Source organism: Streptomyces sp. NPDC052114 (assembly GCF_040680155.1).
GTDB lineage: Bacteria > Actinomycetota > Actinomycetes > Streptomycetales > Streptomycetaceae > Streptomyces.
Genome location: NZ_JBFAWC010000004.1, coordinates 272,538 through 296,388, shown reverse-complemented (window position 1 = coordinate 296,388; position 23,851 = coordinate 272,538). Strand labels below are relative to the sequence as shown.

The following is a 23,851-nucleotide window of genomic DNA, read 5'->3' as shown; positions in this document are numbered from 1 at the left end:
GGCCTACGCGTCGCAGTTCCCCGCGGCGCACCTGTCGAGCCACGCGTCGAAGTCCGCGTCGTAGCGGTTTCCGATGGTGCTGGTCAGGAAGGTGCGGGCGGCGTCCCAGTCACCGACGCGGTAGTGGCCGAGCAGCGTGGCCACGTCCTGCGGGTGGGACTGGAGGAGGTAGCGCACCGCCAGGTAGCCCCACGGGTAGGTGCGGGTGGTGTTGGTGTTCTCGTAGGTGGTGTCGAAGAGCGTGCTGAGCCTGTACGTCTTCTTGCCCGCCTCGGAGATCGCGTTGTCGTACGTGACGCCCCGGTACGAGTAGGAGATGTACTCGGCGAAGCCCTCCACCCACATCACGGTCGGCGTCTTCATGTTCTCCGCGAAGTCGCCGTACATGTTGAAGCGGCCGTCGAGGTAGTGGGTGTACTCGTGGTTCAGGTTCCAGATCTGGAAGGAACCGTCCTGCTTGGGCTGCTCGTAGGCGATGAAGCGCGGCAGGTTGCCCTCCTGCGCGGGGTTGCCCTCCAGGTACATGCCGCCGTTGTTGGTGTCGATGCCGAAGATCACGCCGGCGTACGTCTGGTAGTCGTCGCTGGAGTTGAAGGCGACCACTTCGAGCTGGGTGTTCTTGTCGTCCTTGACGGGGCCGTTGTCCTTGGCCACGCCGTGGAAGAAGGCGTCCTGCTTGGCCAGGCTGTCGCAGGAGGACGCCAGTTCCTCGGCGGTCATCTGCTGCGCGGCGATCTTCAGGCTGTCGCTGCACGTGTGCTTGACGGTGAGCACGGCGTCGCGCACGCGGTTCGCCAGGTCGCAGGTGCCGTACTCGGCGCAGTTCGCCTTGTCGTAGGCGTCCGTCATCTCGGCCACGCCGACCCAGAGGCGGGCGGTGCGGCCGGTCATCTGGCTGCGGCCGAGGAGCTCCTTGGCCAGCGGGGCGACCGCCGGCTTGAGGTCCGCGTGCTGGAGGAAGCGGCCGAGCTCGCGCCCGGCGTTGTAGACGAGGTAGGACCGGTCGGTGCCGAGCAGGTCGTCGTGCTTGACGGCGAAGTCGCGCAGGATCGTGAGGTTGCTCTGGTCCGCCTTGACCGCGGTCAGGAACGCCGGGACCTGGTGGCCGCGGAAGTAGACCGTGAAGGTGCTGTTGACGGCCGCGACCATGCCCCAGAACTCGTCGTACGAGGCGTCGTAGTCGGTCAGCAGACGCTTGGTGACGCTCAGGTAGCGGTCGTTCTCCTGGGCGCTGTCGATCAGGATGACGGCCTCGTTGAGGATGTTGCCGTTGGCGTCGGTGACGTCGAAGGCGTGGGACGAGGCGTAGAAGGCGTCGAGGCCGCCTTGGATCGCGCTCTTCAGCGCGGGGCCGTACTCGCCGACCTGGTCCTCGTTGCCCCACTGCACGTAGTACCCGGCGCGCAGGTAGAGGACGACCTGTTCCGCCGAGGTGGTGTTGTCACCCGGGTAGGTGGCGGCGGTGTCGCGCAGCGCGTTCGCCACGGTGACCATCTGCTCCTCGCGGAAGAGGTCCCTGGCGTCCGTGCCGGTCACGGAGAACAGCGTGTTGACGCAGGTGGTCTCCGACTTCTTGATCTGCTCGACCAGGGCGGCCCCGGTCTTGGAGGTGAAGTCGGAGACCCGGCACTCCGCGGCGCCGCCCTTGGCCGCGCGCTTCCTCTCGGGCTCGGCCCGCAGCGGCGGCCGGTCCGACACGTCCTTGTCGGGCCGGGCCTGCCGGTCGGCCTCGGCGTTGGCCGCAGTGGGGGTGGCCGGCTGCGGAGCGGGGCGTGAATTCGCCTTGCGGGGCGCGGAGTCGGTGCCGGAGTCGGCCGCGGCGGCCGGTCCTCCCAGGGGCGTCAGCAGGGCGAGCCCCAGGCAGACGACCAGGGCTGTTATCAGCGAACGCGCGCGTGCGCCGAGTGTGGGGGGTCTGGAATTCAAGGTGGCCTCCTGGCCCGGTGGCGGCCGCGCATGACATGAGCACGGCCGGTATGTGACATGTACCATTGCACATGGTGGAAGGTTTGAGAAGGTGCTGTGCCGTTGGAAAAGGGGCTGTGGGGGCGGGAGTTGTCGGCCCGTCAGAAACCTTGCAGGCCACCGCAGTTGGCCGCTGCGACACCGGGCGTCCGGTGCCTCACCCGTCGGTGCCGGGGTGTCCGGTCAGCGAGGAGTCCTTGGCGCGGAACCGCACCAGAGGAGCCGTCGGATCCACGGATCGCTTCGAGCGGCCGGGCGGGAGCAGACAGAAGGCCAGGGTGATCCCGGACGGGCGGACGGGCACGCCGGGCGGCATGTCGGTGTACGCGTCGGCGTCCTCGGGGTCCAGGACCGGGTAGAGCAGGGCGATGCCCCGGCCGTCCGCTGGGCCGGAGCGGAGCGACCGGGCCGCGTCGCGGTGGCGCGGATCGCTGATGCGGCCGAAGTGCGGCCACCTGCGCCGGGCGCGTACGAACAAGGACAGTTCCGCGGATTCGAGCACCGTCCCGGCCCGCGACCGGGGCGAGGTGAGCTGGGGGGCGAGGAACAGCCAGTCCCGGATCTCCGCCCCCGCCGTGCCCGCGTACCGCAGACGGTCGAGGTGCCGCGCGAAGGTGCCCGGGTCGCACCACTCCAGCTCGCCGAGCACCTGGAGCAGCCGGGCGTGCGGGACGACGGTGCGGTACGCGGGGAAGGAGATGCCCCGCCGGTGTCCCTCGGCGGCCACGGAGACGGTGGAAACCGGACCCTTCAGGGTCTTGAGGACCGGGCGCCAGCGCTCCGTGTTGCGGCGCTTGGCCGCGGCCTCCGCGGGGTACCCCGACGGCTCGATCCAGGAATCCGGCGCCGCGGTCTCCACGAGCTCGGCGTTGTGCATCTTGCTGCGGCTGGTCGGCCGGAGCCAGGGCAGGAACTGGGCCACCAGAGGCGGCAATTGGGCCGGTGTGACCATCGGGCGGCCGTCCACCAGGGCGGCGTAGTCGCGGAGTTGGGACCGGAACTCCTCCTCGTCACGGCACATCGCCTCGAAGGCCTCGTAGAGATCGGGTTCCTTGCCCGTGGCACCGCGGCCCCGGCTGATGTAGAGGCGCACCAGATCGGCGTAGCCCGGGCGGAAGCCGAACCAGCGGCCCATCTGCATCAGCGTGTCCGCCTGCGACGCGGCCCGGCGGTAGTAGCTGACGGTGAGTCCCTCGACGGTGAAGCCGCGCGCGAGCTTGGCGCCCCCGACGAGGACCTTCCACACCGGACGCCGCTCGAAGTCCACGCCGACCGTCTCGACGTCCCGGTCGCTGTTCACGACGATCACCGGCTCGCCGTCACCGGCGATGCGGGCGCGCGCGGCAGCGACGTACGGGACCAGCTCGTCGAACGAGGAGGGGACCGCGAGACCCGCGGCGTGCTGGGCGGACACCGGCGCGAAGTCGCGTTCGTGGAGCGCGCGCAGACGGTCGACGTGTGCGGCCCCGGGCGCCCCGGCCCCGGCCTCGGCCCAGAGCCCGAGCAGGCGTTCCCGCAGCTCCCGGTGGTCGGCGACCCGCACGGACTCGTGGACCAGCATGGTGTGGTGGCGGTAGGCGGCCCCGGCCGGATCGACGGCCGCGCGGTAGAGCTTGAGGGCGCCGCTGAGGACGAACGCGTCCAGCGCCTCGCGCAGCGAGGAGCCGTCGTCGGCCTCCTCGCACAGGGGACGGACGTGGGCCATCTCCCGGGAGTTGGCGACCGTCCGCTGTTCGGGCGGCACGTCCGAGTCGATGTCGTGGAAGTCGCGCACCCCCATGTACCCGGCCGGGCGCGGCAGCGAGAGGACGAAGTCCTTCGGGAAGACGTCCTCGGAGTCGGACGGGTCGATGAGGACGTTCGCGAACGGCGTCGCCGTGTACGCCACGTACTGCGCACGCGGCAGCATGCCGAGCAGCCGCGAGATGAGCCCGTTGATGGCGCTGCGCTCGCGCCCCTCGCGCGGCGTCCAGCCGGGCAGCGTGTTGACCGAACCGTGGTCCGACTCGTCGTCCACGATCAGCACGGGGATCTCCGCCAGCTGCGGCCCGAGCCTGCGCAGGTCGCGGACCAGGGCGTCGAGCACGGACTTGTTCTTCTTGACCACCATCAGGCGGGCCGCCGTGCGGTGCAGGTTCGACGGGTGGTGGAGCGGCAGGGCGGGGTCCCTCCTCTCGAACTCCAGGGCCGTGATCCCCTGGCGCAGGGACTGGTAGTCGCTGTCCAGGGTCGTGAGCCTGAGGACGTCGAAGGCGCCGAGGCGGGAGGGCAGCCCGCCGTGGGACAGGAACCTTCCGGCGCGCCACTCCGGGTCCGCCGCGTACTCGCAGTCCTCCTCCGGGGCGTCGCGCAGGATGTTCTCGCGCCCCACCAGCTCCATGTCGATGCGCCGTTGCGTCTGGGCGCGGAGGAGGTTGAGGGTGCCGCTGAGGACGATGACCAGCCGGTAGCCGGCGTCGACGGCCTTGGCGATCACGCCGATGATGTTGGCGGTCTTGCCCGACTGGACGTACCCGACGACCAGGCCCTTGGACTGGTACGCGGTGGCGGAGGTCGGGTCCGCGAGCCGCGCGACCACCTGGGCGGCGCTCTCGGCGACCCCGGCCACCGCGGCGGTGCTCCACCCCCTGACCCGCGTCAGGTGGCCCTCGTAGGCGGACCAGTACCAGGGGTGGCCGGGCCGGTGCGCGGGCGTGTACCAGGGGGCCTGCTCGCCGCCGATGACGATCGGGCCCTCGGAGAAGGACATCGGGACGAGCTCCGTGAGCAGCCTGCGCGTCCCGGGCTCCAGGTCGAGGCAGTCGTACACCGCGATGCGGCGCTCGAAGGTACGGGCCGGGGTGTCCGTCCAGCGGGGCCGCTCGGCGTGGTCCCACCAGGTCAGCGCCTGCCGCCACGACGCGAGGAGCGGCGCCGCCGAGCCGCCCGCCCCCAGGTGGCCGCGGAAGGCGGACTCGCTCGTGCCCCGAACGGCGGCGCCCCGCGCGGACGGACGGTCCTCGGACCAGTAGTCGAGGGCCCGCACCAGCGACCTGGGGCCGGGGGCGCGCATGGCGTCCAGGGCCAGGGCGTGCATCGTGAACACGGCGTCGTCGGGGGAGACGGCGGTCGTGGGGGCGGCCCCGGCGACGGAGGAAGCGGCCGACGGCGCTCGGGACGCGCCCAGTCGGCGCCTCAGGTCGCGGATCTCCGACTCCTGTCGCTGGACCCGCGCCGTCAGCGTCCTGACCCGGCCCTGCGAACGGTCCGCGGTCTCCCGGGCCTTGCGGCCGTGGAGGTCCCGCAGGGCGGCGGCCTGCCGCGGGGCGAGGCGGTCACCTGCCAGCTCGACGGCCTTGGTGAGGAAGGACTCGGGCGGGAACTGCTCCCCGCTGAGATAGCGGCTGACCGTCGAGGGGTGCAGGGGGTGCCGCTTGGCGTACTCCCTGAGGGACATCCCCGTGACCTCGAACGCGGCGCGCAGGCCGACGGCCAGGTCCCGGTCGAGTGCGGGCAGATCCTGGCGCAACGGCTTGAGGTGTCCGCCCGCCCAGTGTTCTGACGGCACCAGACAGTCCTATCGGTTGCGCGGCCCCCGCGTGCCTGTTGCAGGGGATTCGGCAACAGGCCCCGCTGTTGCGCCGCAAGCCGGCAACGCGTTGCCACGGGCGCACCGGAGCCCCGCACGGGACGGTCGGTGCGCGGCCATGACCGTGGCCGCGCACCGGTATGCGCACCGCGCACGTGAGGAAGGCGAAGCGAACGATGGGAGAGCGTGAGAGGAAGCCGGCGGGAGAGCTGCTGCGGGAGGCCGCCCGCCGGCTGCGCCGACCGGCCCGTCGCACCTGGCTGTTGTTCGGGCGGTACGTGCTGAGGGGCGCGGCGACCGCCCTGGGCGCCACGGTGACGGGCTGGGCCGTGTGGTGGTGGGGCGGGCGCTGAGCGCCGGTCAGGGCGCGTGGGACGGGGGCCGGAAAAAAGGGTTGGTGCGGGGACGCCCCCGTCCCGTACGCTCGGCCGCGCAAGCCGTCGAGTACGGACGCACACGAGCGGTCACGTTCGTTGCGTACGTCTCGTGCGTCGTGTGCGTTGCATACGTCGCGTACGCCGCGTACGAGAAGACGTGCACCCAAAGGTCGGTGCGCGGACAAGAGATCCAGGAGGTGGCCTTCGGTGATTGCCGTCGAGCAGGGCGCTGCCCGCACTCAGGAATTCATTGCCACCCCTGTGGCCTCCGGCTGACCCACACCTGACTCTCCGCGCGCCGAGCGCGCGCCGCCGGGGCCACCCTCCGAAGGGTTCCCCTTGTCTTTCTCGTCTCTTCCGTTCTCTTCCCGCATGGGCTCCTCGCCCCTCCCGCACGCCCTGGCCCCCTATGGCTGGGACGAGGGCTGGGCGGCGGAGTTCGCGCCCTACGCCGAGCGGGGCCTCGTCCCCGGCCGGGTCGTCCGCGTGGACCGCGGCCAGTGCGACGTCGTCACCGCCGACGGCGTGGTGCGGGCCGACACCGAGTTCGTCACCCCGCGCGACCCGCTGAAGGTCCTGTGCACCGGTGACTGGGCCGCCGTCGACCCGGACGGCGGCGATCCCCGCTACGTACAGGCGTATCTGCCGCGTCGGTCGTCGTTCGTGCGCTCCACCTCGTCCAAGCGGTCCGAGGGGCAGATCCTCGCCGCCAACGTCGACCACTCGATCATCGCGGTGTCGCTCGCCGCGGAGCTCGACCTCGGCCGGATCGAGCGGTTCCTCGCGCTCGGCTGGGAGTCGGGCGGGCAGCCGGTGGTCGTGCTCACCAAGGCCGACCTCGTGCCGGACGCCGCCACGCTCGCGCACCTCGTCGAGGACGTCGAGACCGCGGCGCCCGGCGTGCAGGTCCTGGCGGTCAGCGCGGCGGCCGGGGAGGGCGTCGACGTCCTCGCCGCCGTCGTCTCCGGCGGTACGTCGGTGCTGCTCGGCCAGTCCGGCGCGGGCAAGTCGACGCTGGCCAACGCGCTCGCGGGCGCCGACATCATGGAGGTGCAGGCCATCCGTGACGTCGACGGCAAGGGCCGGCACACCACGACGACCCGCAACCTCCTGCTGCTGCCCGGCGGCGGGGTCCTCATCGACACCCCCGGGCTGCGGGGCGTCGGCCTGTGGGACGCCGAGACCGGCGTCGGCCAGGTCTTCTCCGAGATCGAGGAGCTGGCCGAGGGATGCAGGTTCCACGACTGCGCCCACATGGCGGAGCCGGGCTGCGCGGTGCTCGCCGCCGCCGAGGACGGCACGCTGCCCGAACGCCGCCTCGACAGCTACCGCAAGCTGATCCGCGAGAACCAGCGCATCGTCGCCAAGACGGACGCCCGGCTCCGCGCGGAGATCCGGCGCGAGTGGCGGCTGAAGGGCGCGGAGGGGCGCGCGGCGATGGAGGCCAAGCGGGGGCGCGTGCGCTGATCCCGGGCAGTGAGGTGTGTGGGGAACTGCGTGAGCGGCGCTGTGGTGGCGCGCGCAGTTCCCCGCTCCCTTGACGTGGCCCGTCACCTCGGTGTCCGAATCCCGCCAGCCCGTGCGTCCGCCGCGGCCCACAATGGGTGGCGTGATCGATGAAGAGACCAGGTACGAGGCCGTGCGCAGCAGGGACGCCCGCTTCGACGGGGAGTTCTTCTTCGCCGTCGAGACGACCGGCATCTACTGCCGTCCCAGCTGCCCCGCCGTCACCCCCAAGCGCCGGAACGTCCGCTACTACGCCACCGCGGCCGCCGCCCAGACCTCCGGCTTCCGCGCCTGCCGCCGCTGCCGGCCGGACGCCGTTCCGGGCTCCGCGGAGTGGAACGTACGCGCCGACGTGGTGGGCCGCGCCATGCGCATGATCGGCGACGGCGTCGTGGACCGCGAGGGCGTCCCGGGGCTCGCCGTGCGCCTCGGCTACAGCGCCCGGCAGGTGCAGCGCCAGCTCACCGCCGAACTGGGCGCGGGACCGGTCGCCCTGGCGCGGGCCCAGCGCGCGCACACCGCGCGGGTGCTGCTCCAGACGACCGACCTGCCGATCACGGAGATCGCGTTCGCGGCCGGATTCGCCAGCGTGCGGCAGTTCAACGACACGATCAGGGCGGTGTACGCGCTCACGCCGACCGCCCTGCGCGCCGCCGCCCCCAGGCGCGGCGCGGCCCGCGCGACACCGGCCGCGGGCATCCCACTGCGCCTGGCCCACCGCGGCCCCTACCAGTCCCGTGCCGTCTTCGACCTGCTCGCGCGGGAGGCGGTCGCCGGGATCGAGGAGGTCACCGGCGAGCGCGGCGCCCGCACCTACCGGCGCACGCTCCGACTGCCGTACGGGACGGGGATCGTGGCCGTCCAGGAGACGCACCCGGCGGGGAGCCCGACGACGGGAGGCGGCTCGCACAGCGAGGCCGTGCACCGCGGCGGCTGGCTCGACGCCCGCCTGCACCTGTCCGACCTGCGCGACCTCACCACGGCCGTGCAGCGCCTGCGCCGCCTCTTCGACCTGGACGCCGATCCGTACGCGGTGGACGAGCGGCTCGGCGCCGACCCCGGGCTCGCCCCGCTCGTGGCCGCCCGGCCGGGCCTGCGCTCGCCGGGGACCGCGGATCCCGAGGAGTTCGCGGTGCGCGCGCTGGTGGGCGGGGAGGCCGCGGAACGCCTGGTGGAACGGCACGGCAAGGCGCTGGACGCCGCGTGCGGCACCCTCACCCACGTCTTTCCCGCCCCCGCCGATCTGACCGGCGAGCCCGGCCCGCTCGGCACGCTGGCCACGGCGCTCGCGGACGGCTCGCTGCGCCTGGACGCGGGCGCGGACCGCGACGACGCCGAGACGGCACTCCGATCCCTGCCCGGCATGACCCCCCGAACCGCCGCGCTCATCAGAATGCGCGCCCTGGGCGACCCGGACGTCTCCCCACCCGACGAGCCGACCCCGGTCCTCGACGCGTGGCGCCCGTGGCGCTCGTACGCGGTGTGCCATCTCCGGGCGGCGACGCCCGAGTAGCCGAAGTCCGGCGGCGCCTCGTGGGGGACACCGCAGGCGCCCACGGCTGCTACTGGAACCCCCGGATCTCGGCCGGAATGGAATGGTCGCGGCTCACTGTCGAGTCCCCGACTCCCAGCGAAACGGAGAACGTGCCCTCCGCGCGCCTGGATGCGAGGGTGCGGCCCTTTTCCACCGGGAGCGTCAAGGTGGGCTGGGCGCGCCCGCCGTCAGCGGAGAAACCTCGGGTGACGTCGACCACGCGGAATGTCTTCGGGAACTCAAGATCTACGTTCACCGACTGCTTGGCCGGCAGCGCGATGCCGACGTCCACCGAGAACTCGAGGCTCCCGTCCACGCAGCCCTCGTCCAGCGATCCCGTGGTCGTGTAGGCGTACTCGTCCGATCCCTTGGCCGTCCCCTCCACTTTCTTACGTTTCGGGTCTTCGGTCCGCGTGACGTTGATGACGTCCGTGAATCGGTACGACGCGCCTTGGTCGTGGCATCCGTTGACTCCGGTCGTGGTGACGAAGTCGACGCGCAGGCCCAGGCGGTCGATGACGTACGGACTGGCCGCGTCATTGAGGACGGCCAGGGAAGTGCGGTATCCGGATTTCGACTGGGCCACCGAAATTCCCTGGATCCGCACGTCGTACCTGGCGTCGCTGAAGCCGAGCACGTGGTGGCGTACGGGCCTCCCGGTGCCGGGAGCGAGCGGCGTGACGGCCATGGCCGCGACGACCAAGAGGCAGGCCGCTGACGAGGCGATACGCCATCGCGCCCGCACGCGAAGGGATCCGTCGCCCGCGCGCCGGGTCCAGGTCAGTGCGGCACCGCCGAGGGCGGCGCAGCCGATCGCGGTCATCAGGGCGATCGCCGACGCCGGGCGCTGCTGTGAAGCGGCGACCACCACCCCGCCGTCCATGGTGCTTGTCGTTTCTCCTAAGGCAGCCGTCTTTTTCGTGACACGAGGGGAGAGGGAGGGCTCCCGGAAAGGGAAGTTCTCTTGTCCCGGCCTCAGCCCGACTCCAAGCCCCAGCTATGGATCCGGCGTGGATGGATGCGGATGATTTCCTCGCTGAAGTGGGGGCCCAGGTCGTGTGGGCCCGTGAGGAGTTCGGCCTCGCCTCTGATCTCGATGCCCCTCACCCGCCACGGGTCCAGGCTCACGATGTCGTCGACGACCAGGGACACCTTCGGGTGGGCCAGGAGGTTGCGCCATTTCTTCGTGGTCCCGAGGTGCCATGAAGGACACCATTAAGCCCGCAGGTCGACGACCTGCGGGCCCATTTCGCGGTGCTGGCGGGGTGAACTTGCCTACCTGCCGGTCCAGTTCTGCACCCACATGCCCTCGCGCACTATCCGCTGCAACTGGTCGACGAACTCCTCGACCGCCTGCGGGTGGACGTACTTGCGCGAGGCGAGCCACATGAACTCGCCCTCCCGCTCCACGCCGATGACTGCACGGTCACCGGGAAGGCTGTCACGCAACTCCATCCGGAACTCGGCCTTCGGATGGACCTCTCCCTCTTCGCCGCCCCCGAGTGACTTGCTCTCCGAGCCTTCGCCATGCGCCTGCACGCCTTCCTCGTCCGCCATCGCGCGCGCCTCCCTGTGCCAGTGCCCGCACACGGAACCGATCAGTAGTTCGAGCGCACGAGCGAGGTAGTCCCTTTGCGCCCCCCAGGCGGATCACCGACTGTGCCACACGGGTTCGGTTGTGACCAGAGTGCTTCACTCGGTAATGGAAAGTCGTACTAATCGTCGGAATTCCGGTCACCCTGAGTCCGCCTACGGGCAAAGGTTTCGGCGATCTCGGCGAGTTGCCGGCGCTCCGTGGCGTTCATCTCCTCAATGCGCGCCGCGAGGATGCGGGTGGAGCGGTCCCGGCTCCAGACCTCCCGCTTGTCCAAGCCGAGGAACTCGGCCGCGGCGGCCTCTTGCAGGACGGCCAGTGGGAGTTGCAGCCCTTCCTTGAGTGCCTGGATCTGGTGCAGCGACGGCGTGTCGATCGGCTTGCGGTTCTCGACCTTGCTCAGCCAGCCGAACTTGACCTGCGTGCCGCTTTCCGGGTCGATCGATCGCGCCTCCAGCTCGCGGAGGCTGATCCCCAGCTCGGCGCGCCGGTCTCGAACGAGGTCACTGAAGTCGGTCCGCTGCTCAGCCATGGCGGTCATCTTGCCTCTTAGCTCCCGTGTGTGACGGCTGATGTCTACGTTACGACGTTCTCGCGTCGGAGAAATCGCAGGTCAGTCGACGCAACCATTCACGCCCGACGACACAGTGTCTACGCACGCACCCCGTGTGCGCCATCCCTGCGGGGTGTGATGACCGAATCCAAGTGGGCGTGCGTTTCCGTAGACAGCACGTCTACCTCCATGTACTGTCGCTTTTGTTCACGGAAACGCACACCACGTCTACGGAGGTGAATACGTGCGCCCCCCGCAAAACCCCATGCAGCTCGTGAGCGCTGACCTCCTGTGTCAGCTCATGCACCGCACCGGCGATGGCCGCGACGTCAGCGTCCGAGAGCTCGCACGGGCCGCCGGATGCCACCCCAGCAAGATCGGCCACCTACGGACCGGAGAGCGTGAAACTGCCGAGGAGGACGAAGCCAAGGCAATTGCCAAACGGCTTGGAGTCGACCTTCTCGTCCTGTGGAGGCACACCGGACGCGCGAACCCCGCGCCGACCGAGCCGACGCACCTCGCCGCGGTGCCGGTATGAGCAGCGGGCCCACATTCGACCGTGCAGCCATCGAGCAGAGACTCGGTGCCGCAGCCGTCGAGGCCTCGCGCCGCAACGCCGCCGCAGCTCCTCCACTTCGCCCGGAGCAAGTCCTCTTCCTGCGGGCCCTGTTCGCCTCGGCGCAGCTCGTGCAGACGTCGGCCCCAGCTGCCTGATCCATCCCTGAATGCGCCGCAGGGGCCGCCCGACTGCCAGGCCCGGCGACCCCCACGACTACGGCGCCTCAACCACAAGAAATCGAGGTCACCGATGACCACATCCTTCCAGACCCCACCGCCGCCGACCTTCGCGGAACAGCAGGACGCCCGCGAGCGGAACGACTCCGCGTACCGGTCCACCGTCACCTTCAAGGAACTGCCCGACTCCGGACACGTCGCCCACAGGGCCACGCCGACCGACGTGCAGGTGACGGCCACGGACATCGACGTCCTGGCCGAGTGGCTGTACGTCACGGGCGGCCGGGTCACAACGGTCGACCTGCCGTCGGGCCAGACGGTGTGGACGCTGCACACGTCGACATGGTCGGACTCGCCGACGTTCCCGGTGGTGCCGGTGCATGTGTCGGTGGTGCTGGCGGTGGACGAGCCGGTCATGCAGGAGATCCGTGACGCGGTCGTCCCGTGGCAGTACGTCGTGGCGATTCAGACGGACGAGCGGCTGTGGATTCGGTTCAACGACCGCGACCGCGCGGTGTCCTGCGCGGCGAGCTACGGGCTGGGGCCCGAGTACGTGCGCACGGTCCTCGGCGGTGAGGCGTGAATTCCCAACGCGTGAACGCTGCGGCGACCGTGATCCTAGGCGCGCAGATGATGGACCGGACGTCTGCGGGTATCGCGCTCGCGCTGGAGTCGGCGCAGATGCTGATGTCGCCTGAGGTGGCTGCGGAGTTGGAGCGGCTGCGGGCTCGGGTCTCAGAGCTGGAGGCGCGGATCGCGACGGCGCTCGCCCCGCACGTGCAGTACGAGGACTCCGCGCACTGCCAGGCGGACGGCGAGCCGTGGCCGTGCCTGGTCACGACGGCGCTCACCGGGCCGGACCGGGTGCAGCGGTTGGCGGACAAGCTGACGGCGTTCTTCGCGCCCACGCAGGCGCTCCGCGAGCCGGTCGAGTGCAAGGGGTGTGGTGCCCCGCCGTCGCGGTGGTGCCCGGACTGCGCGGCCTGCGAGGCGGACTGCTACAGCCACCGGTCCCGTTCCTCGTGCGCGCACTCGCGGGCTCCGTGGGGTGAGGCGTGATGCCCGAGTCCAGCGACGCGCTCGCGTACGCGTCTCTCGCCGTCGGCACCGCGGGGTTCATCCGCTTTGGCTGGTGCCTGGTCTACCTGATCTGCGATGCCGACCACCTCGCCCCCGCGTGGGTGCAGCGTGCGGCCCTCACCACGGCGAACGCGGTCGACCGGGTCCGGCTCGCAGTCGTTCAGGCGCTCCTCTCTCTCCTTCTCCGTCTCTCCACCGTGAAAGGGGCCGTCCGATGAGCGACGACCGCACGCCCGTCGACGGGCCCTTCCGCATCGGCGTGGACGCCATCCCGACCGGGGTCGGCCTCGACGTCTCCCACTACCTCACCGCCGTGATCCTCGGCATCGCGCAGGCCGCCGACGAGGACGGTGAGCAACTCCTCGACGACCTGCGGGACATCGCCGCGCTGGCGCGCTCCGCCGCGGTGCAGGGCTCGGACTCGCACGCCGCGCATGAGCGTGACGAGGAGGTGGCCCGGCTCCTCGCGGAGGTCGCGGACGACGGGGTGATCCCGGTGTACGGCGATCAGGCCGCGCGGTTGCGGGATCGGCTCGCGGTGCTGACGGCTCCGCGTCCGGTGCCCGGTCAGCGAGGTGCGGCATGAGCACCCGCGCGCAATCCCCGACCGTGACCGTCGGGCAGAAGTACTCCCGCCGCGTGCCCGATCCGGCTCGGATCGTGACCGTCACTCAGGTATGGACCGCCCACGACGGGCACGAGAACGTCGCGTACGAATGGCGGGACGACAAGCCGGGCCTGTGCGGCAGCGCCTGCCCCCTCGACGTCTTCCTCCGCGAGTACCGGCTCGACGAGCAGCGCTCGGCTGTGGGTGAGCTCGCCGCGCTCGTGCGGGCCTGCCCGGTCGAGTGGCTGGATGCCACGTACGGGGCGGATGCCGAGCCCGGTGACATCGCCGTCGGCCTGTACGAGGCCGTGCGCGCCGAGCAGGCCGGGGAGAAGAGCAGCCGCGCCGCGGCCAACGCCACTCCCGACCCGGTCCGGGAGCGTCGCCTGGAGCAGCTCCTCGACGCGGTGCGTACCTGGCGCGGGCGCTGGACCACGGTCCGCGCCCAAGACCTCTACCGCCTCACCGGCGGCCCCACCGAACGGCACGTCGCCCGGCGTGACCTCGCCGAGCTGCACCGGCGCGGCCACCTGCGCAAGCACAGTTCGGACGGCGGCCAGCACTACACCCTCGCCACCCGGAAGGACGGCCGCTCATGAAGCACGCCGACCACTACGCCGCCGAGGCCGAGCGCCTCCTGAAGGCCGTCACGACCGACACCGGCGCGATCGTCATCGACGAGGGAACCGCCGAGGTTCTCGCCGCGGCGCAGGCCCACGCGACGCTCGCCCTCGCCGCCACACAGTCCGCGCCCGCGCCCGCCGTGCTTCTGGAGACCGAGCCCGCCGTCGCCTACGTCTACCGCGCCGCGTGGAACACGAGCCCGCTCGGCACGTACACCAACGCGGAAGCCGCGCGGATGCACTGCGAGGCCGATGCGATCAACCACAACCCAGAGTTCGGCTCGGGCCGCGTCTTCGACTGGCTCGGCGACGAGTCCGAGCCCGGCGACCCGTACGAGCTCGTCGTCGCAACACAGGGCGGACGGGGTGTGGAGAAGGAGACCGAGTACACCGTTACCCGCGTCGAGGTCGCCTCCGAGTACGACGCGGAGGCCGACCAGTGAGCCGCCATATCCGCGTCGACCACGCCCGCGCCGCCGCCCGGCTCCGCAAGCAGCCCCGCACGTGGCTGCCCGTCGGCGAGTACCGCAACCGCCAGTCGGCGTCGAGCACGACCACGATGATCCGCACCGCGTCCGCCCGCTCCGGCAGCTGGTACCAGCCCGCCGGATCCTTCGAGGCCCGCCAGGTCCCCACCGACGACGGCACCCGTGTGGAGGCGCGGTTCGTCGGAACCGAAGAACTCCTCCCGCCGCCCGCACGGGAGCGCCGGAAGGACGGGCGCCGTACGGGCCCGTCGGCCTCCAAGGGCGGTGCTGCCGAATGACGACGACCGCGCAGGCCGGGGCCACTGCCCCGGCCGCCGGCCGGAAGGTCACACCGACCGGCCGCCTCCTCCTCGACCACACCGCACCCCGCGACGTCTGGCTCGACGCCCGCCGCCGCGGCATCGGCTCCAGCGACCTGCCCGCCGTCATGACCCTGTCCGGCTTCAAGACGCCGCTGCACATCTTCCACGACAAGCTCGGCCGCCTCCCGCACGACGACAAGTTCAGCGACGCCGCGCACTTCGGCGTGCTCTTCGAGGAACCGCTCGCCCGGGACTGGGCGCGCCGCAACCGCACCGTCGTCGAGCCCGTCGGGATCATCGCCAACGACGACGAACCGTGGCAGATGTGCACCCTCGACCGGCTGTGCACCGAGTGCCCTCTCGACCGGCGCGTCCGCTCGCTGTGCGCGCTGGAGGTCAAGACCCGTAACGCGTTCGTCGCGAACCTCTGGCGCCAGGGCCCGCCCGACGACGTCCTCGCGCAGGTGTTGTGGCAGATCCTCGTCACCGGCCTCGACCACATCCACGTGGTGTGCCTGATCGGCGGCCAGGACTACCGGCAGTACACCGTGCGCCGCGAGGACCACGTGAAGCTGGTCGCCTACCTCAACGCTGAGGCCGGCCGTCTGTGGCACGAGCACATCGTGCCCGGCCGCGCGCCCGCCGTTTCCGGGGAAGAGCCGCCGGACGCGCTGATCGACCTGTACGACCGGCTGCACCCCGACCGGTCCGGTGTCGTGGTCCTCGACCGGGACGGCGACGCGCACGACGCGATGTGCGCGTACATCGAGGCCGTCGCCGCCGAGCGCAACGCGAAGGCCGCGAAGAAGACCGCGAAGGCCAAGCTCTTGGCGGCTCTCGGCCCGGCGCAGGCCGCCCTGTTCCAGGACCGCCCCTTCTTCTCCATCGAGCAGTCCTCGAAGAAGACGCCAGATCTGCCGCGTCTGGCCGAGGAGTTCCCCGAGGCCTACCGGGCGTGCGTGGCCGACGTGCCGCACGACCGGATCGCCATCCCCCAGTACGTGCGTGAGGAGTTCGCCGCATGACGTCCCTGACCGAGCGAGCAGAGCAGGCCGCCCACGGCGAGCAGCCCCAGACCCCCGACGCTCCGAAGTACGCGCCCCCGGCCCCGGCCGAGCCGCTGCCCGCCTACGACTACGAAGCGTCCGAGGACTACCCAGCCCCGGCCATGGTGCCCGTGCACCTCGCGTGGCTCCGCGTCCGCAACGACGTCCGCGCCGTCGCCAAGAGCGACCGGCACATCGAGAACGGAAAGCTCAAGTACCACTTCCGTGGCATCGAGGCGGCTCTCAACGCCTTCGGTCCGGCCACCCTGCGCCACGGCATCACCGCGCTCGCCGTCGACATCACGACGTCCTACCGCGACACCAAGTCGAGCCGGGGCAACCCGATGCGGGAGTGCACGGTCGTCGTCACGTGGCAGATCCTCGGTCCCAAGGGGGACAGTCTGCCGCTGCTGAAGTCGGCCGGTGAGTCCCTGGACTCGGGCGACAAGGGCACCGCGAAGGCGCAGTCCCTCGCGCTGCGGGCCCTGCTCTTCAACACGGGCATGATCCCGACCGGGGACCCCGAGCCCGAGGGACAGCACATCGAGCGGGGCGAGGCGCCGCAGCGGTCGGCCACCGACTACCGCGACGAGATCGTCAACCCGAAGACCACGCCCGGTCGCCTGGAGCAGATCGGCTACGAGCTCAGGGCCGCGCGGATGCTGCACGTGAAGGTCGCCAACGAGAGCGGCGACGAGGAGACCCTCGACGCGCTCGGCATGCGGCACTACAACGAGCGCACCGGCGGTGGCGCATGAAGCTCCGTGGGTTGTTCCGTCCCACCGGCCGCCACCGCTACGACGAGCCCGCCCCGCTCGCCGGCCTCGACGAGATCCCGCGCGACGGACTCCTCGGGCTCCTCGACGAGGGCCAGGTCGAGCAGTTGCTCGCCGACGGCGACATCGAGGCCAACGAGCAGGCCTTCTGCGGTGTCGAGCAGCGCACCACCTTTCACGCCTTGCACACCGACGCCTCCCGCACCTGCTGGACGTGCGGCACGACCACGGCAGGTGACCAGTGAACATCCGCGCCGACGTCGCCGAGCTGCTCCACGCCGGCCTCTCCGACAGCGCCATCGCACGCGAGCTCGGCGTGGACGCCGACAAGACCGTCCGCCGCACCCGCCTGGCCCTCGGACTGCCCAAGACCCGTCCGGGCCGAAAGCCCGCTGCCTCGCCGGAAGACCTGTTCTGGCGGCGCACGCAGCCCATCGACGGCGGACACCTGATCTGGACGGGCTACCGCGCACCCCGCGCTGACGGCGGCTGTCCGCTGGTCCGCCACGGCGGCCGGATCCACTCCGCGTACCGGATCGCGTTCGGTCTCCGCTACGGCCGCGAGCCCGAAGGGCACGTCACCCCGACGTGCGACGTGGACGGCTGCGTCGCCCCGGACCACACCCAGGACCGGCAGATCCGCGAGCGCACCAAGGCCACCTTCGACGCGATCTTCGGAGGTGAGTCGTGAGCGGCTCGCGCTACGCCCCCGACACGATCAGCAGCGCCCCCACCTGGCACCAGGACGCCGCCTGCGCCCGCGTCGATCCCGAGGCCATGTACCCCGAAGGCAAGGGCGCGCAGGCGGGAGAGCTGTACGCCAAGAGCTTCTGCCAACAGTGCCCGGTCATCCGCGAGTGCCTCGAAGACGCCATGCGCCTCGAAGGCCGTGCCGGACGCGACAACCGGTGGGGCATCCGCGCCGGACTCACCGGCAGCCAGCGCGCGGGCCTCTACCGCCGCAACCCCGGCCGGTGGGCCGCTCTCCGGGCGTCGCGGTGAGCGGCCGCCAGCGCCGCCGCGCACCGCCCGCCGAGTACGTCCCTGGCGCCCTCCTCGACTGGCGCGACTCCTCGCACTGGTCCTGGACCCCCAAGCCCTGCCGCTACTGCGGCCTCGACACCCACCTCCGCGACAGCAAGCGGTCCCCGGCGCACAAGACGTGTGCCGAGGCCGCCCTCGCCCGGCAGCACGCCGAGGCGGTCGACGCCTACCACGCCGAAGGACGCCTCTCATGACCAGCACCGCCCGCGCCATCACCGATCTCACCAAGCAGGACCTCGGCCACGTCGTCGCCGTGGAGCTCGGCGTCACCCACGCCGAGGGACGCGCCGCCGTCGAGGCCGTCCTCAACGCCATCACCCGCACCGTCGCCAGCGGCCACCAGGTCGCCGTGAGCAATTTCGCGACGTTCCGGCCCGTCTGGCAGCCCGCCCGCGACGGCTGGAACTTCCAGACCGGCCAGCCCATGACCGTGCCCGGCCGCCACCGGCTCCAGATCATCGTCAGCCCGCAGTTCCAGGACGCGGTCAAGGCGCAGGACCCGGCGGCCGCGCTCATCACGAAGCGCCCCCGCCCCACCAACTGATCACCCGATCGTTCCGCAGGAAGGCACCGCACATGGACCACGCGCCCGGCACCCGCCTCACCGGCGACGCCCGCACCACCGCCCAGACCAAGGCCACGGAGTTGTACCTCGCGGGCTGCACGATCCGCTCCGTCGCCGCGCAGATCGGCCGCTCCTACGGCACGGCCCGCGCCCTCCTCCTGGAGGCCGGCGTGCAGCTGCGGCCCACGGGCGGCGACACCCGCAAGGCGGCTCGCTGATGGGCTACTACCACTCCGCCTACTTCGCGTACGGCATCCACATCCCGATGAACAGCCAGGCCGCGGCATGGGCCGAGGCCGAGCGGATGGACGAAGCGCTCGCCACGGTCAAGGACCGCTGCCCGGACGTGGGGCACCTGTCCGCGGGCGACTACGACCGCGACCGGCTGTTCCTCGTCACCAAGTGCGACGAGGTCGCCCTCGGCGAGTACGGGCGCGCGAGCACCGCCACCGCCGAGCAGCGCGCGAACTGGGATCTCCAGCTCGTCAACGCCGTACAGGCCCTCGGATACGGCGAGAACACCGAGCTGGAGCCGCCCGGCTGGCTGTGTGTCCCCGATCTGAGCTGACCACTGGCCGGGGCGGGCGAGTGCCTGCCCCGGCCGCCGGATCTTGCCGCAACGGTTCCGCAACATCACTGAAAGAAGCCCGAGTTGAGCACTGAGGAGCAGGAGACCCGCGCGAGCGGCAGCGTGCCGCACGCGTACGGCAACGCGTTGGCATGGCGCTGGTCACGCGAGATGCCGACGGCACTCCGGCGCGGTTTCCTCACGCTCCTCTACGCCATGCGCGCCATGGCCAACGCCAACGGCGAGCTTCGCTTCCACGGCGACCGCAAGCCGATCCGTATCCAGGACATCGCCAAGGCGGCTTGCGTACGCGAGAAGGACGCCCGTCGATACCTGGAAGCCGCAACCCACGCCGGAGTGGTCGGCATCCGCGGCGAGCGGCGGCGTGGGGTGGCGACGCTCTACGTGCTTCTCCTGTCCCCGGCGCCGGACTGGACTGCTGCCGAGGCCCACCTCACGGCGACCGCAAGGAAGCCCGGGAAGGCATCGGCACCCTGGGTTGACACCGACGAAAGTTCGGGCCGCGGTGGCCCGAACCAGATCGGGCCACCGCGGCCCGAACCTACCGCGGGTACGGACGACGAAGTTCGGGCCACCGCGGCCCGATGGAGTTCGGGCCACCGCGGCCCGATTGGTTCGGGCCACCGCGGCCCGAACAACCCAGGGAGTACCCAAGAGATCTCCCAAGACCGGGCTGAGGCAGTTCCCCAACCTCAGGTAGATGGGGCTACCGACCTCAAAGACGATCACCAAGACCAACCACGAGCAGACCCGCCGAACGACTTCGTCCGCTGCGCCCGCTGCCGCAAACCAATGATCGCCCGCCCCGGCCGCACCACCCACACCCACTGCCCCGAACTCCGCCTCGTCGACACCCACCACCACGAGACAGGAGAAGCCGGATGAACAACCACTGCCCCCGCTGCGGCCACCACCGCCCCACCGGAACCCGCTGCCAGCCCTGCCGCAACCGACGCCAACGAGAAGCAAACGCCCGCACCGACCCCATCGCCATAGACACCACCGTCCACAACCGCAGAGCCACCCCCGGACTCCGCCCCCACGAACAACGCGCAGCCGCACGACAGTTCACCAACCTCGGCCTCTCCGCCGCCGAGATCGCCCGCATCCTCGCCGTCACCCCCCGCACCGTCCACCGCTGGCGCGCACGAGACCGCGAAAACACCAGCGCCTGACACCCACAGCCACGCCATCACCACCGCGCGCGGCACTCGGATACAGGCCAGGCCGCGCGCACCCAACGAATCCCGACCCCAACCAAGGAGCACCGATGTACCCGACCCTGTTCACCACCCCCGGCGTCCGCCAGTTCGCCGAGGAGGTCGACGCCGAACGCCAGCGGCAGATCACCAAGTTCGGCGACCAGCACCACCCCGACGGCACCGGCGCCGAGCACTACGTCGGCCTGGCCGACGAAGCCCGCAAGGACGTCGAGAGGTTCGTAGCCCAGCACAGCGGCCCCGAGTGGTCGCTGGTCCTGCTGGAGGAGGTCTACGAGGCCCTCGCCGAGTCCGACCCGGCCAAGCTGCGCGCCGAGCTGGTTCAGGTCGCTGCGTTGTGCGCGGCGTGGGTCGCCGACATCGACAGCCGCACGCCGTCCGCCGAGCAGCCCGCGGCGTGCGCGAAGTGCCGGACCCCGTTCGACCCGGCCGACACCCGGTTCGACGGCCGCGCGCAGCGCCGCGGGACCCCGTACTGCCGCTGGTGCGTGGACCGCTGCCGCGACAACGAGATCGCCGATCACCGCTGCGTGATCTGCGCGTGAGCAGCAGGACGGCGGCCCGTGTTGGAGCCACGGGCCGCCGCACCACCCACCACACCACACGGAGAACTCCGATGCCCACCCACGAGTACGACCCCGACCCCCACAGCAACGCCGGGAACTGCCGCTGCGGCCTCCACCTCGAATCCCACCGCCACCCGCACCCGTACACGCAGGCACGCCGCAGCAACGCGTGCGTCTGCGCACAGCCGCCCGGCGCGGCGATCCACACCGACGCCGCCACAGCGACTCCGAACCCGCAGTACCCCGAGCAGCCCGCCAACAGTGCGCGCGGCACTGATGCAGCCCGCGAGGCCGTGCGTCGGGCTCGTGGTGACGATGCCCCGCCCGCGACCTCGATCTCTTGGAGCTGACCATGACCGAGAAGCCGACCGGCCCCGCCTGCGGCAACAACCCGAACTACCCGCTCACCGACGGCGACCGCCAGGCCGTCGCCGACGCCCGCGCCTACCTCGCTGCCCGCGCCGGGCAGCACACCGACCCGCCCGAGACCGACGAGCAGCGCGCCGACCGCGAGGAAACCGAACGCGACCACGCCCGCGGCGATCACACGTACTGCGGCATCACCTGCGAGAGCGAGATGCCGACGGAGCACCTGCGCAACTTCGTGATCGCCAAGGGCTATCCGGGTACGGCGGGTGCGCTCGACGAGTTGCTCCGCCGGGCCCGCGCCGAGGCCGCCGCGCCTTCTGCGCCCGCCGACCAGGCCGCCGTCCTGCGGGACTTCCTGTGGCGCCTGGAGCAGTCCTCCGGAGACGCGGCTGCCGAGAAGCTGCTCGACGACAACCCCGAGCTGCGCCGCCTGGCCGACGAGGCGCAGCAGGCAGAGCCGCGCTGCACGTGCGCGGACGCTGGCCCTGAGTTCACCCCGATCGGCCACTACGCCGATTGCCCCGCCGCGCAGCACCGCGCAGACACGGAAGCCGACCGCGGCGCCCCGGAGCCATCGTGATCGACGCTCTCGACACGTTCCTCCGCGCGCTCGGCCTGTGGGTCGTCGTGGGCGCGGCGCTCGGCACGCTCGTCGTCCTCGGCGCAGCCGCCGTCGTCGCGTGGGCCTGGAGACGCCTCACACGGCGCCCTGTGCGCCCGTCCTGGGCCCGCGGGCGCCTCCGCGCCCGAATCCTCGCCCGCACCCGCCTCCGCGCCCCCAGCGCCCGCACGGCGCCTCGCAACCGGGAGACGGTATGACGCTCACCCTCTGCCTCACCCGCGACCACCTCGACGTCATCGCCCGACTCGCCGTCGGCCACAGCCACGACCGCATCGGCCGCGCCCTCGGCATCGCCGCCGTCACCGTCCGCGCCCGGATCCGCGCCGCCGCCCGCAGCGTCGGCATCACCGACGGCGACCTCGCACCCCAACTCGTCGACTACGCCGTCCTGCACGGCTACGTCGGCGCCCGCCGCCGCGCCCCCGCTCTGCCCCCGCAACCACTGCATCCCGAGCGTCAGGCCGTCCTCGACGCGCTCGCCCGCGGTCTGTCCGCCCGCGCGACCGCCACCGAACTCGGCATCCCGCTGCGCACGGTGAACACCCACCGAGGCCGCCTCTACGAACTCCTCCAGGTCCACACCGCGGCGCACGCCGTCGCCCGCGCCCGACTCCACGGCTACCTCAACGACCCGCCTCACACCCCGGAGTTCCCATGACCAGCCCCACCGACGAACTCCGCACCGCCGCCGAGAAGCTGCGGACCCTCGCCACCGCCGCGAGCACCGACAACGACGGCACACCCACTGCCCACTGGCACACCGCTCCCCTCTGGCCCGACAACGACGACGGAACCCGCTACCTCTTCGGCGACCACCTCACCCGCGACGACGGCCGCCGCATCTCGTGGCCACTCCTGCTCCGTGGTGGCAGGCAGCTTCACCAGTCGTACATGCACGGCCAACACGCCGACTACGCCGCCGCCATGGACCCCACCGTCGGCCTCGCCCTCGCCGACTGGCTCGACACGGCAGCGGAGCACTGTCGGTTGGGCTACGTCTGCTGCGACAACGGACCCTGCGACGAGATCGCCGCGCCCGCCCTCGCCGTCGCCCGCGCGATCAACGGGAGCCAGCCATGACCCGTCAACTCACCTACGCACACGCCCTCACCGCCACAGCCGTCCTTCTCTCCGTCGCCGGCATCTGGACCGGAGCCGTCACCACCTGGTGGATGTCCGTCTTCGGCCTGTACGGCGCCGCGTTCCTCGCCTACTGCGCCCGCCGGGAGTACGCCATCCACCGCCAGCAGCGGCTCGCTCTCCTCTTCGGCAAGGAGCACGAGACCGCCAGCACGCACTGCACCCAAGGGGGCGACCCGCAATGACCGATCGCCACACCGCCGACACGATCACCGACGACGAGCTCGACGCCCTGTACGCCCGCATTGAGCAGGCCGAGCGTCGCGCCGACATCGCCGACGACGCCACCGCGCGCACGAAGGAGCTCATGGCCCGCCGCACGGAGACGCTGCGGAAGCGAGCCGAAGACGCCGAGGCCGCCATCGAGCGCGTGCGCAAGCGCGCCGAACAATGGCAAGGCCCGATGCGCCCCGGCGAACGGAACTCCGCCGCCCAACAGCTCCTCGGGCTGCTCGCCGCGCCACCCAACCCAGCAGCGACCGACCCGGCCGAGGCCCGGAAGTCCGCCCGCATGTACGCCGCCCTGTACAGCAGCGCCGAGCAGACCGTTTCCCGCGTCATCACCCTCCACGAGCAGTGGACCAAAGCCGGGCCACCGCCCCTCGGCACGAGCCTGTCCCGCTGGTGGGACGCCCGGCTCCTCGAACTCCGCGACGCCATCCAGCCGCCCATCACCTGGCCTCGGAGGACCCCCGTGGATCAGAACCAGCGCCGCGCCCGCCAGGTCGCCATGCGTAAAGGCCAGCCCCTCCCGCACGACCGCACCCCCGCCGAAGGCGGGCAGCCCACCAGCTACTTCATCCAGTCCCGCCCCGCCCCAAGCCAGCCCTGGCAGCGGCCTTCCGGCGTCAGCGCCTCCTGGCGGTCGAAGGCCACCGCGTTGGACCGGCTCGCCGACCGCCGCAGGGCGCAGCCGGGCTGGGAACACCGGCTGATGGAGCGCATCGTCACCGTCACCGAGCAGCCCGCCACGGAGGAATGA

General features: G+C 71.6%; 35 protein-coding genes and 1 pseudogene. 30 read left to right on the top strand and 6 right to left on the bottom strand.

Features of this window, described 5'->3' with window-relative positions; genetic code table 11:
• Positions 1-3 precede the first annotated feature (3 nt).
• Together AB0L89_RS11195 and AB0L89_RS11190 are read right to left on the bottom strand one after the other, a co-directional pair.
• A complete protein-coding gene (locus AB0L89_RS11195; RefSeq protein ID WP_365137913.1) occupies positions 4-1,926 on the bottom strand; it encodes a collagenase in 1,923 nt (640 codons plus the stop codon).
• Positions 1,927-2,122: 196 nt separating this feature from the next.
• Positions 2,123-5,512: a Z1 domain-containing protein gene (locus tag AB0L89_RS11190; protein ID WP_365137910.1), complete on the bottom strand. Its 3,390-nt coding sequence runs from the start codon at positions 5,510-5,512 to the stop codon at positions 2,123-2,125.
• Positions 5,513-5,709: 197 nt separating this feature from the next.
• Here AB0L89_RS11190 and AB0L89_RS11185 point away from each other — a divergent pair, with 197 nt between their 5' ends.
• From AB0L89_RS11185 to AB0L89_RS11175, 3 genes are all read left to right on the top strand, one after another.
• Positions 5,710-5,886 carry a hypothetical protein gene (locus tag AB0L89_RS11185; RefSeq protein WP_365137907.1) on the top strand — a complete coding sequence of 59 codons (177 nt, stop codon included), beginning with the start codon at positions 5,710-5,712 and terminating at the stop codon, positions 5,884-5,886.
• Between the two features lie 396 nt (positions 5,887-6,282).
• The gene (rsgA, locus tag AB0L89_RS11180; protein WP_365137904.1) at positions 6,283-7,377 is read left to right on the top strand and encodes a ribosome small subunit-dependent GTPase A; all 1,095 of its coding nucleotides are present in this window, start codon (positions 6,283-6,285) and stop codon (positions 7,375-7,377) included.
• Positions 7,378-7,510: 133 nt separating this feature from the next.
• Positions 7,511-8,929, top strand: a complete 1,419-nt coding sequence (locus tag AB0L89_RS11175; protein WP_365137901.1) for an AlkA N-terminal domain-containing protein — start codon at positions 7,511-7,513, stop codon at positions 8,927-8,929.
• A gap of 49 nt (positions 8,930-8,978) precedes the next feature.
• Here the strand turns inward: AB0L89_RS11175 and AB0L89_RS11170 are convergent, their stop codons facing one another.
• From AB0L89_RS11170 to AB0L89_RS11155, 4 genes and pseudogenes are all read right to left on the bottom strand, one after another.
• Positions 8,979-9,833 carry a hypothetical protein gene (locus tag AB0L89_RS11170; RefSeq protein ID WP_365137898.1) on the bottom strand — a complete coding sequence of 285 codons (855 nt, stop codon included), beginning with the start codon at positions 9,831-9,833 and terminating at the stop codon, positions 8,979-8,981.
• Positions 9,834-9,925: 92 nt separating this feature from the next.
• A pseudogene (locus AB0L89_RS11165) lies at positions 9,926-10,147 on the bottom strand (PPOX class F420-dependent oxidoreductase); the annotation flags it as partial.
• Positions 10,148-10,225: 78 nt separating this feature from the next.
• The gene (locus AB0L89_RS11160) at positions 10,226-10,507 is read right to left on the bottom strand and encodes a hypothetical protein (RefSeq protein ID WP_365137895.1); all 282 of its coding nucleotides are present in this window, start codon (positions 10,505-10,507) and stop codon (positions 10,226-10,228) included.
• 158 nt (positions 10,508-10,665) lie between these two features.
• Complete coding sequence (locus tag AB0L89_RS11155) at positions 10,666-11,076, bottom strand: XRE family transcriptional regulator (RefSeq protein WP_365137892.1); 411 nt, start codon at positions 11,074-11,076, stop codon at positions 10,666-10,668.
• 286 nt (positions 11,077-11,362) lie between these two features.
• On the opposite strand from AB0L89_RS11155, the gene AB0L89_RS11150 reads away from it, so the two are divergent.
• From AB0L89_RS11150 to AB0L89_RS11020, 27 genes are all read left to right on the top strand, one after another.
• Positions 11,363-11,635, top strand: a complete 273-nt coding sequence (locus AB0L89_RS11150) for a helix-turn-helix transcriptional regulator (RefSeq protein WP_365137889.1) — start codon at positions 11,363-11,365, stop codon at positions 11,633-11,635.
• A gap of 270 nt (positions 11,636-11,905) precedes the next feature.
• Positions 11,906-12,415, top strand: coding sequence for a hypothetical protein (locus AB0L89_RS11145; protein ID WP_365137886.1), 510 nt, complete (start codon positions 11,906-11,908; stop codon positions 12,413-12,415).
• Between the two features lie 50 nt (positions 12,416-12,465).
• Positions 12,466-12,891 carry a hypothetical protein gene (locus AB0L89_RS11140; RefSeq protein ID WP_365137883.1) on the top strand — a complete coding sequence of 142 codons (426 nt, stop codon included), beginning with the start codon at positions 12,466-12,468 and terminating at the stop codon, positions 12,889-12,891.
• The gene (locus AB0L89_RS11135; RefSeq protein ID WP_365137880.1) at positions 12,891-13,130 is read left to right on the top strand and encodes a hypothetical protein; all 240 of its coding nucleotides are present in this window, start codon (positions 12,891-12,893) and stop codon (positions 13,128-13,130) included. Before AB0L89_RS11140 ends, AB0L89_RS11135 begins: the two co-directional genes overlap by 1 nt.
• Entirely contained in the window at positions 13,127-13,498 is a 372-nt protein-coding gene (locus tag AB0L89_RS11130) for a hypothetical protein (RefSeq protein WP_365137877.1), read from the top strand. The genes AB0L89_RS11135 and AB0L89_RS11130 overlap by 4 nt, the downstream gene beginning before the upstream one ends.
• Positions 13,495-14,118 carry a hypothetical protein gene (locus AB0L89_RS11125; protein ID WP_365137874.1) on the top strand — a complete coding sequence of 208 codons (624 nt, stop codon included), beginning with the start codon at positions 13,495-13,497 and terminating at the stop codon, positions 14,116-14,118. The genes AB0L89_RS11130 and AB0L89_RS11125 overlap by 4 nt, the downstream gene beginning before the upstream one ends.
• Entirely contained in the window at positions 14,115-14,585 is a 471-nt protein-coding gene (locus tag AB0L89_RS11120) for a hypothetical protein (RefSeq protein WP_365137871.1), read from the top strand. Before AB0L89_RS11125 ends, AB0L89_RS11120 begins: the two co-directional genes overlap by 4 nt.
• Entirely contained in the window at positions 14,582-14,908 is a 327-nt protein-coding gene (locus tag AB0L89_RS11115) for a hypothetical protein (RefSeq protein WP_365137869.1), read from the top strand. Before AB0L89_RS11120 ends, AB0L89_RS11115 begins: the two co-directional genes overlap by 4 nt.
• The gene (locus AB0L89_RS11110) at positions 14,905-15,957 is read left to right on the top strand and encodes a lambda-exonuclease family protein (RefSeq protein WP_365137866.1); all 1,053 of its coding nucleotides are present in this window, start codon (positions 14,905-14,907) and stop codon (positions 15,955-15,957) included. The genes AB0L89_RS11115 and AB0L89_RS11110 overlap by 4 nt, the downstream gene beginning before the upstream one ends.
• Entirely contained in the window at positions 15,954-16,736 is a 783-nt protein-coding gene (locus AB0L89_RS11105) for an ERF family protein (RefSeq protein ID WP_365137863.1), read from the top strand. Before AB0L89_RS11110 ends, AB0L89_RS11105 begins: the two co-directional genes overlap by 4 nt.
• A gap of 11 nt (positions 16,737-16,747) precedes the next feature.
• Positions 16,748-16,999: a hypothetical protein gene (locus AB0L89_RS11100; RefSeq protein ID WP_365137860.1), complete on the top strand. Its 252-nt coding sequence runs from the start codon at positions 16,748-16,750 to the stop codon at positions 16,997-16,999.
• The gene (locus AB0L89_RS11095) at positions 16,996-17,445 is read left to right on the top strand and encodes a hypothetical protein (RefSeq protein ID WP_365137857.1); all 450 of its coding nucleotides are present in this window, start codon (positions 16,996-16,998) and stop codon (positions 17,443-17,445) included. The genes AB0L89_RS11100 and AB0L89_RS11095 overlap by 4 nt, the downstream gene beginning before the upstream one ends.
• Entirely contained in the window at positions 17,442-17,756 is a 315-nt protein-coding gene (locus AB0L89_RS11090) for a WhiB family transcriptional regulator (protein ID WP_365137854.1), read from the top strand. The genes AB0L89_RS11095 and AB0L89_RS11090 overlap by 4 nt, the downstream gene beginning before the upstream one ends.
• Complete coding sequence (locus tag AB0L89_RS11085) at positions 17,753-17,992, top strand: hypothetical protein (protein ID WP_365137851.1); 240 nt, start codon at positions 17,753-17,755, stop codon at positions 17,990-17,992. The genes AB0L89_RS11090 and AB0L89_RS11085 overlap by 4 nt, the downstream gene beginning before the upstream one ends.
• The gene (locus AB0L89_RS11080) at positions 17,989-18,342 is read left to right on the top strand and encodes an HU family DNA-binding protein (protein WP_365137848.1); all 354 of its coding nucleotides are present in this window, start codon (positions 17,989-17,991) and stop codon (positions 18,340-18,342) included. Before AB0L89_RS11085 ends, AB0L89_RS11080 begins: the two co-directional genes overlap by 4 nt.
• A 32-nt stretch (positions 18,343-18,374) precedes the next feature.
• On the top strand, positions 18,375-18,581 hold the full coding sequence (locus AB0L89_RS11075) for a helix-turn-helix domain-containing protein (RefSeq protein WP_365137845.1): 207 nt from the start codon (positions 18,375-18,377) through the stop codon (positions 18,579-18,581).
• On the top strand, positions 18,581-18,931 hold the full coding sequence (locus tag AB0L89_RS11070) for a hypothetical protein (protein WP_365137842.1): 351 nt from the start codon (positions 18,581-18,583) through the stop codon (positions 18,929-18,931). The genes AB0L89_RS11075 and AB0L89_RS11070 overlap by 1 nt, the downstream gene beginning before the upstream one ends.
• 84 nt (positions 18,932-19,015) lie before the next feature.
• Positions 19,016-19,837 carry a FaeA/PapI family transcriptional regulator gene (locus AB0L89_RS11065; protein ID WP_365137839.1) on the top strand — a complete coding sequence of 274 codons (822 nt, stop codon included), beginning with the start codon at positions 19,016-19,018 and terminating at the stop codon, positions 19,835-19,837.
• Positions 19,834-20,127, top strand: a complete 294-nt coding sequence (locus AB0L89_RS11060; protein WP_365137836.1) for a helix-turn-helix domain-containing protein — start codon at positions 19,834-19,836, stop codon at positions 20,125-20,127. Before AB0L89_RS11065 ends, AB0L89_RS11060 begins: the two co-directional genes overlap by 4 nt.
• A 95-nt stretch (positions 20,128-20,222) precedes the next feature.
• Positions 20,223-20,717, top strand: a complete 495-nt coding sequence (locus AB0L89_RS11055; RefSeq protein WP_365137833.1) for a hypothetical protein — start codon at positions 20,223-20,225, stop codon at positions 20,715-20,717.
• A gap of 71 nt (positions 20,718-20,788) precedes the next feature.
• Positions 20,789-21,088 (top strand): hypothetical protein, encoded by a 300-nt coding sequence (locus AB0L89_RS11050; protein ID WP_365137830.1) that lies wholly within the window; start codon positions 20,789-20,791, stop codon positions 21,086-21,088.
• A gap of 2 nt (positions 21,089-21,090) precedes the next feature.
• The gene (locus tag AB0L89_RS11045) at positions 21,091-21,687 is read left to right on the top strand and encodes a hypothetical protein (RefSeq protein WP_365137827.1); all 597 of its coding nucleotides are present in this window, start codon (positions 21,091-21,093) and stop codon (positions 21,685-21,687) included.
• Complete coding sequence (locus AB0L89_RS11040; protein ID WP_365137824.1) at positions 21,684-21,926, top strand: hypothetical protein; 243 nt, start codon at positions 21,684-21,686, stop codon at positions 21,924-21,926. Before AB0L89_RS11045 ends, AB0L89_RS11040 begins: the two co-directional genes overlap by 4 nt.
• Positions 21,923-22,387 (top strand): helix-turn-helix transcriptional regulator, encoded by a 465-nt coding sequence (locus tag AB0L89_RS11035; protein ID WP_365137821.1) that lies wholly within the window; start codon positions 21,923-21,925, stop codon positions 22,385-22,387. The genes AB0L89_RS11040 and AB0L89_RS11035 overlap by 4 nt, the downstream gene beginning before the upstream one ends.
• Positions 22,384-22,809, top strand: a complete 426-nt coding sequence (locus AB0L89_RS11030; protein WP_365137818.1) for a hypothetical protein — start codon at positions 22,384-22,386, stop codon at positions 22,807-22,809. Before AB0L89_RS11035 ends, AB0L89_RS11030 begins: the two co-directional genes overlap by 4 nt.
• Positions 22,806-23,054 carry a hypothetical protein gene (locus tag AB0L89_RS11025; protein WP_365137815.1) on the top strand — a complete coding sequence of 83 codons (249 nt, stop codon included), beginning with the start codon at positions 22,806-22,808 and terminating at the stop codon, positions 23,052-23,054. Before AB0L89_RS11030 ends, AB0L89_RS11025 begins: the two co-directional genes overlap by 4 nt.
• Positions 23,051-23,851, top strand: a complete 801-nt coding sequence (locus AB0L89_RS11020; protein ID WP_365137812.1) for a hypothetical protein — start codon at positions 23,051-23,053, stop codon at positions 23,849-23,851. The genes AB0L89_RS11025 and AB0L89_RS11020 overlap by 4 nt, the downstream gene beginning before the upstream one ends.

Coding starts and splice junctions, on each gene's coding strand:
- AB0L89_RS11025 (WP_365137815.1), top strand. CDS start 22,806: ATGACCCGTCAACTCACCTACGCACACGCCCTCACCGCCACAGCCGTC.
- AB0L89_RS11075 (WP_365137845.1), top strand. CDS start 18,375: ATGGACCACGCGCCCGGCACCCGCCTCACCGGCGACGCCCGCACCACC.
- AB0L89_RS11160 (WP_365137895.1), bottom strand. CDS start 10,507: ATGGCGGACGAGGAAGGCGTGCAGGCGCATGGCGAAGGCTCGGAGAGC.
- AB0L89_RS11175 (WP_365137901.1), top strand. CDS start 7,511: ATGGGTGGCGTGATCGATGAAGAGACCAGGTACGAGGCCGTGCGCAGC.
- AB0L89_RS11055 (WP_365137833.1), top strand. CDS start 20,223: ATGTACCCGACCCTGTTCACCACCCCCGGCGTCCGCCAGTTCGCCGAG.
- AB0L89_RS11140 (WP_365137883.1), top strand. CDS start 12,466: ATGGACCGGACGTCTGCGGGTATCGCGCTCGCGCTGGAGTCGGCGCAG.
- AB0L89_RS11185 (WP_365137907.1), top strand. CDS start 5,710: ATGGGAGAGCGTGAGAGGAAGCCGGCGGGAGAGCTGCTGCGGGAGGCC.
- AB0L89_RS11110 (WP_365137866.1), top strand. CDS start 14,905: ATGACGACGACCGCGCAGGCCGGGGCCACTGCCCCGGCCGCCGGCCGG.
- AB0L89_RS11145 (WP_365137886.1), top strand. CDS start 11,906: ATGACCACATCCTTCCAGACCCCACCGCCGCCGACCTTCGCGGAACAG.
- AB0L89_RS11060 (WP_365137836.1), top strand. CDS start 19,834: ATGAACAACCACTGCCCCCGCTGCGGCCACCACCGCCCCACCGGAACC.
- AB0L89_RS11170 (WP_365137898.1), bottom strand. CDS start 9,833: ATGGACGGCGGGGTGGTGGTCGCCGCTTCACAGCAGCGCCCGGCGTCG.
- AB0L89_RS11125 (WP_365137874.1), top strand. CDS start 13,495: ATGAGCACCCGCGCGCAATCCCCGACCGTGACCGTCGGGCAGAAGTAC.
- AB0L89_RS11080 (WP_365137848.1), top strand. CDS start 17,989: ATGACCAGCACCGCCCGCGCCATCACCGATCTCACCAAGCAGGACCTC.
- AB0L89_RS11030 (WP_365137818.1), top strand. CDS start 22,384: ATGACCAGCCCCACCGACGAACTCCGCACCGCCGCCGAGAAGCTGCGG.
- AB0L89_RS11050 (WP_365137830.1), top strand. CDS start 20,789: ATGCCCACCCACGAGTACGACCCCGACCCCCACAGCAACGCCGGGAAC.
- AB0L89_RS11130 (WP_365137877.1), top strand. CDS start 13,127: ATGAGCGACGACCGCACGCCCGTCGACGGGCCCTTCCGCATCGGCGTG.
- AB0L89_RS11155 (WP_365137892.1), bottom strand. CDS start 11,076: ATGGCTGAGCAGCGGACCGACTTCAGTGACCTCGTTCGAGACCGGCGC.
- rsgA (WP_365137904.1), top strand. CDS start 6,283: ATGGGCTCCTCGCCCCTCCCGCACGCCCTGGCCCCCTATGGCTGGGAC.
- AB0L89_RS11135 (WP_365137880.1), top strand. CDS start 12,891: ATGCCCGAGTCCAGCGACGCGCTCGCGTACGCGTCTCTCGCCGTCGGC.
- AB0L89_RS11045 (WP_365137827.1), top strand. CDS start 21,091: ATGACCGAGAAGCCGACCGGCCCCGCCTGCGGCAACAACCCGAACTAC.
- AB0L89_RS11035 (WP_365137821.1), top strand. CDS start 21,923: ATGACGCTCACCCTCTGCCTCACCCGCGACCACCTCGACGTCATCGCC.
- AB0L89_RS11120 (WP_365137871.1), top strand. CDS start 14,115: ATGAAGCACGCCGACCACTACGCCGCCGAGGCCGAGCGCCTCCTGAAG.
- AB0L89_RS11150 (WP_365137889.1), top strand. CDS start 11,363: ATGCAGCTCGTGAGCGCTGACCTCCTGTGTCAGCTCATGCACCGCACC.
- AB0L89_RS11105 (WP_365137863.1), top strand. CDS start 15,954: ATGACGTCCCTGACCGAGCGAGCAGAGCAGGCCGCCCACGGCGAGCAG.
- AB0L89_RS11070 (WP_365137842.1), top strand. CDS start 18,581: ATGGGCTACTACCACTCCGCCTACTTCGCGTACGGCATCCACATCCCG.
- AB0L89_RS11020 (WP_365137812.1), top strand. CDS start 23,051: ATGACCGATCGCCACACCGCCGACACGATCACCGACGACGAGCTCGAC.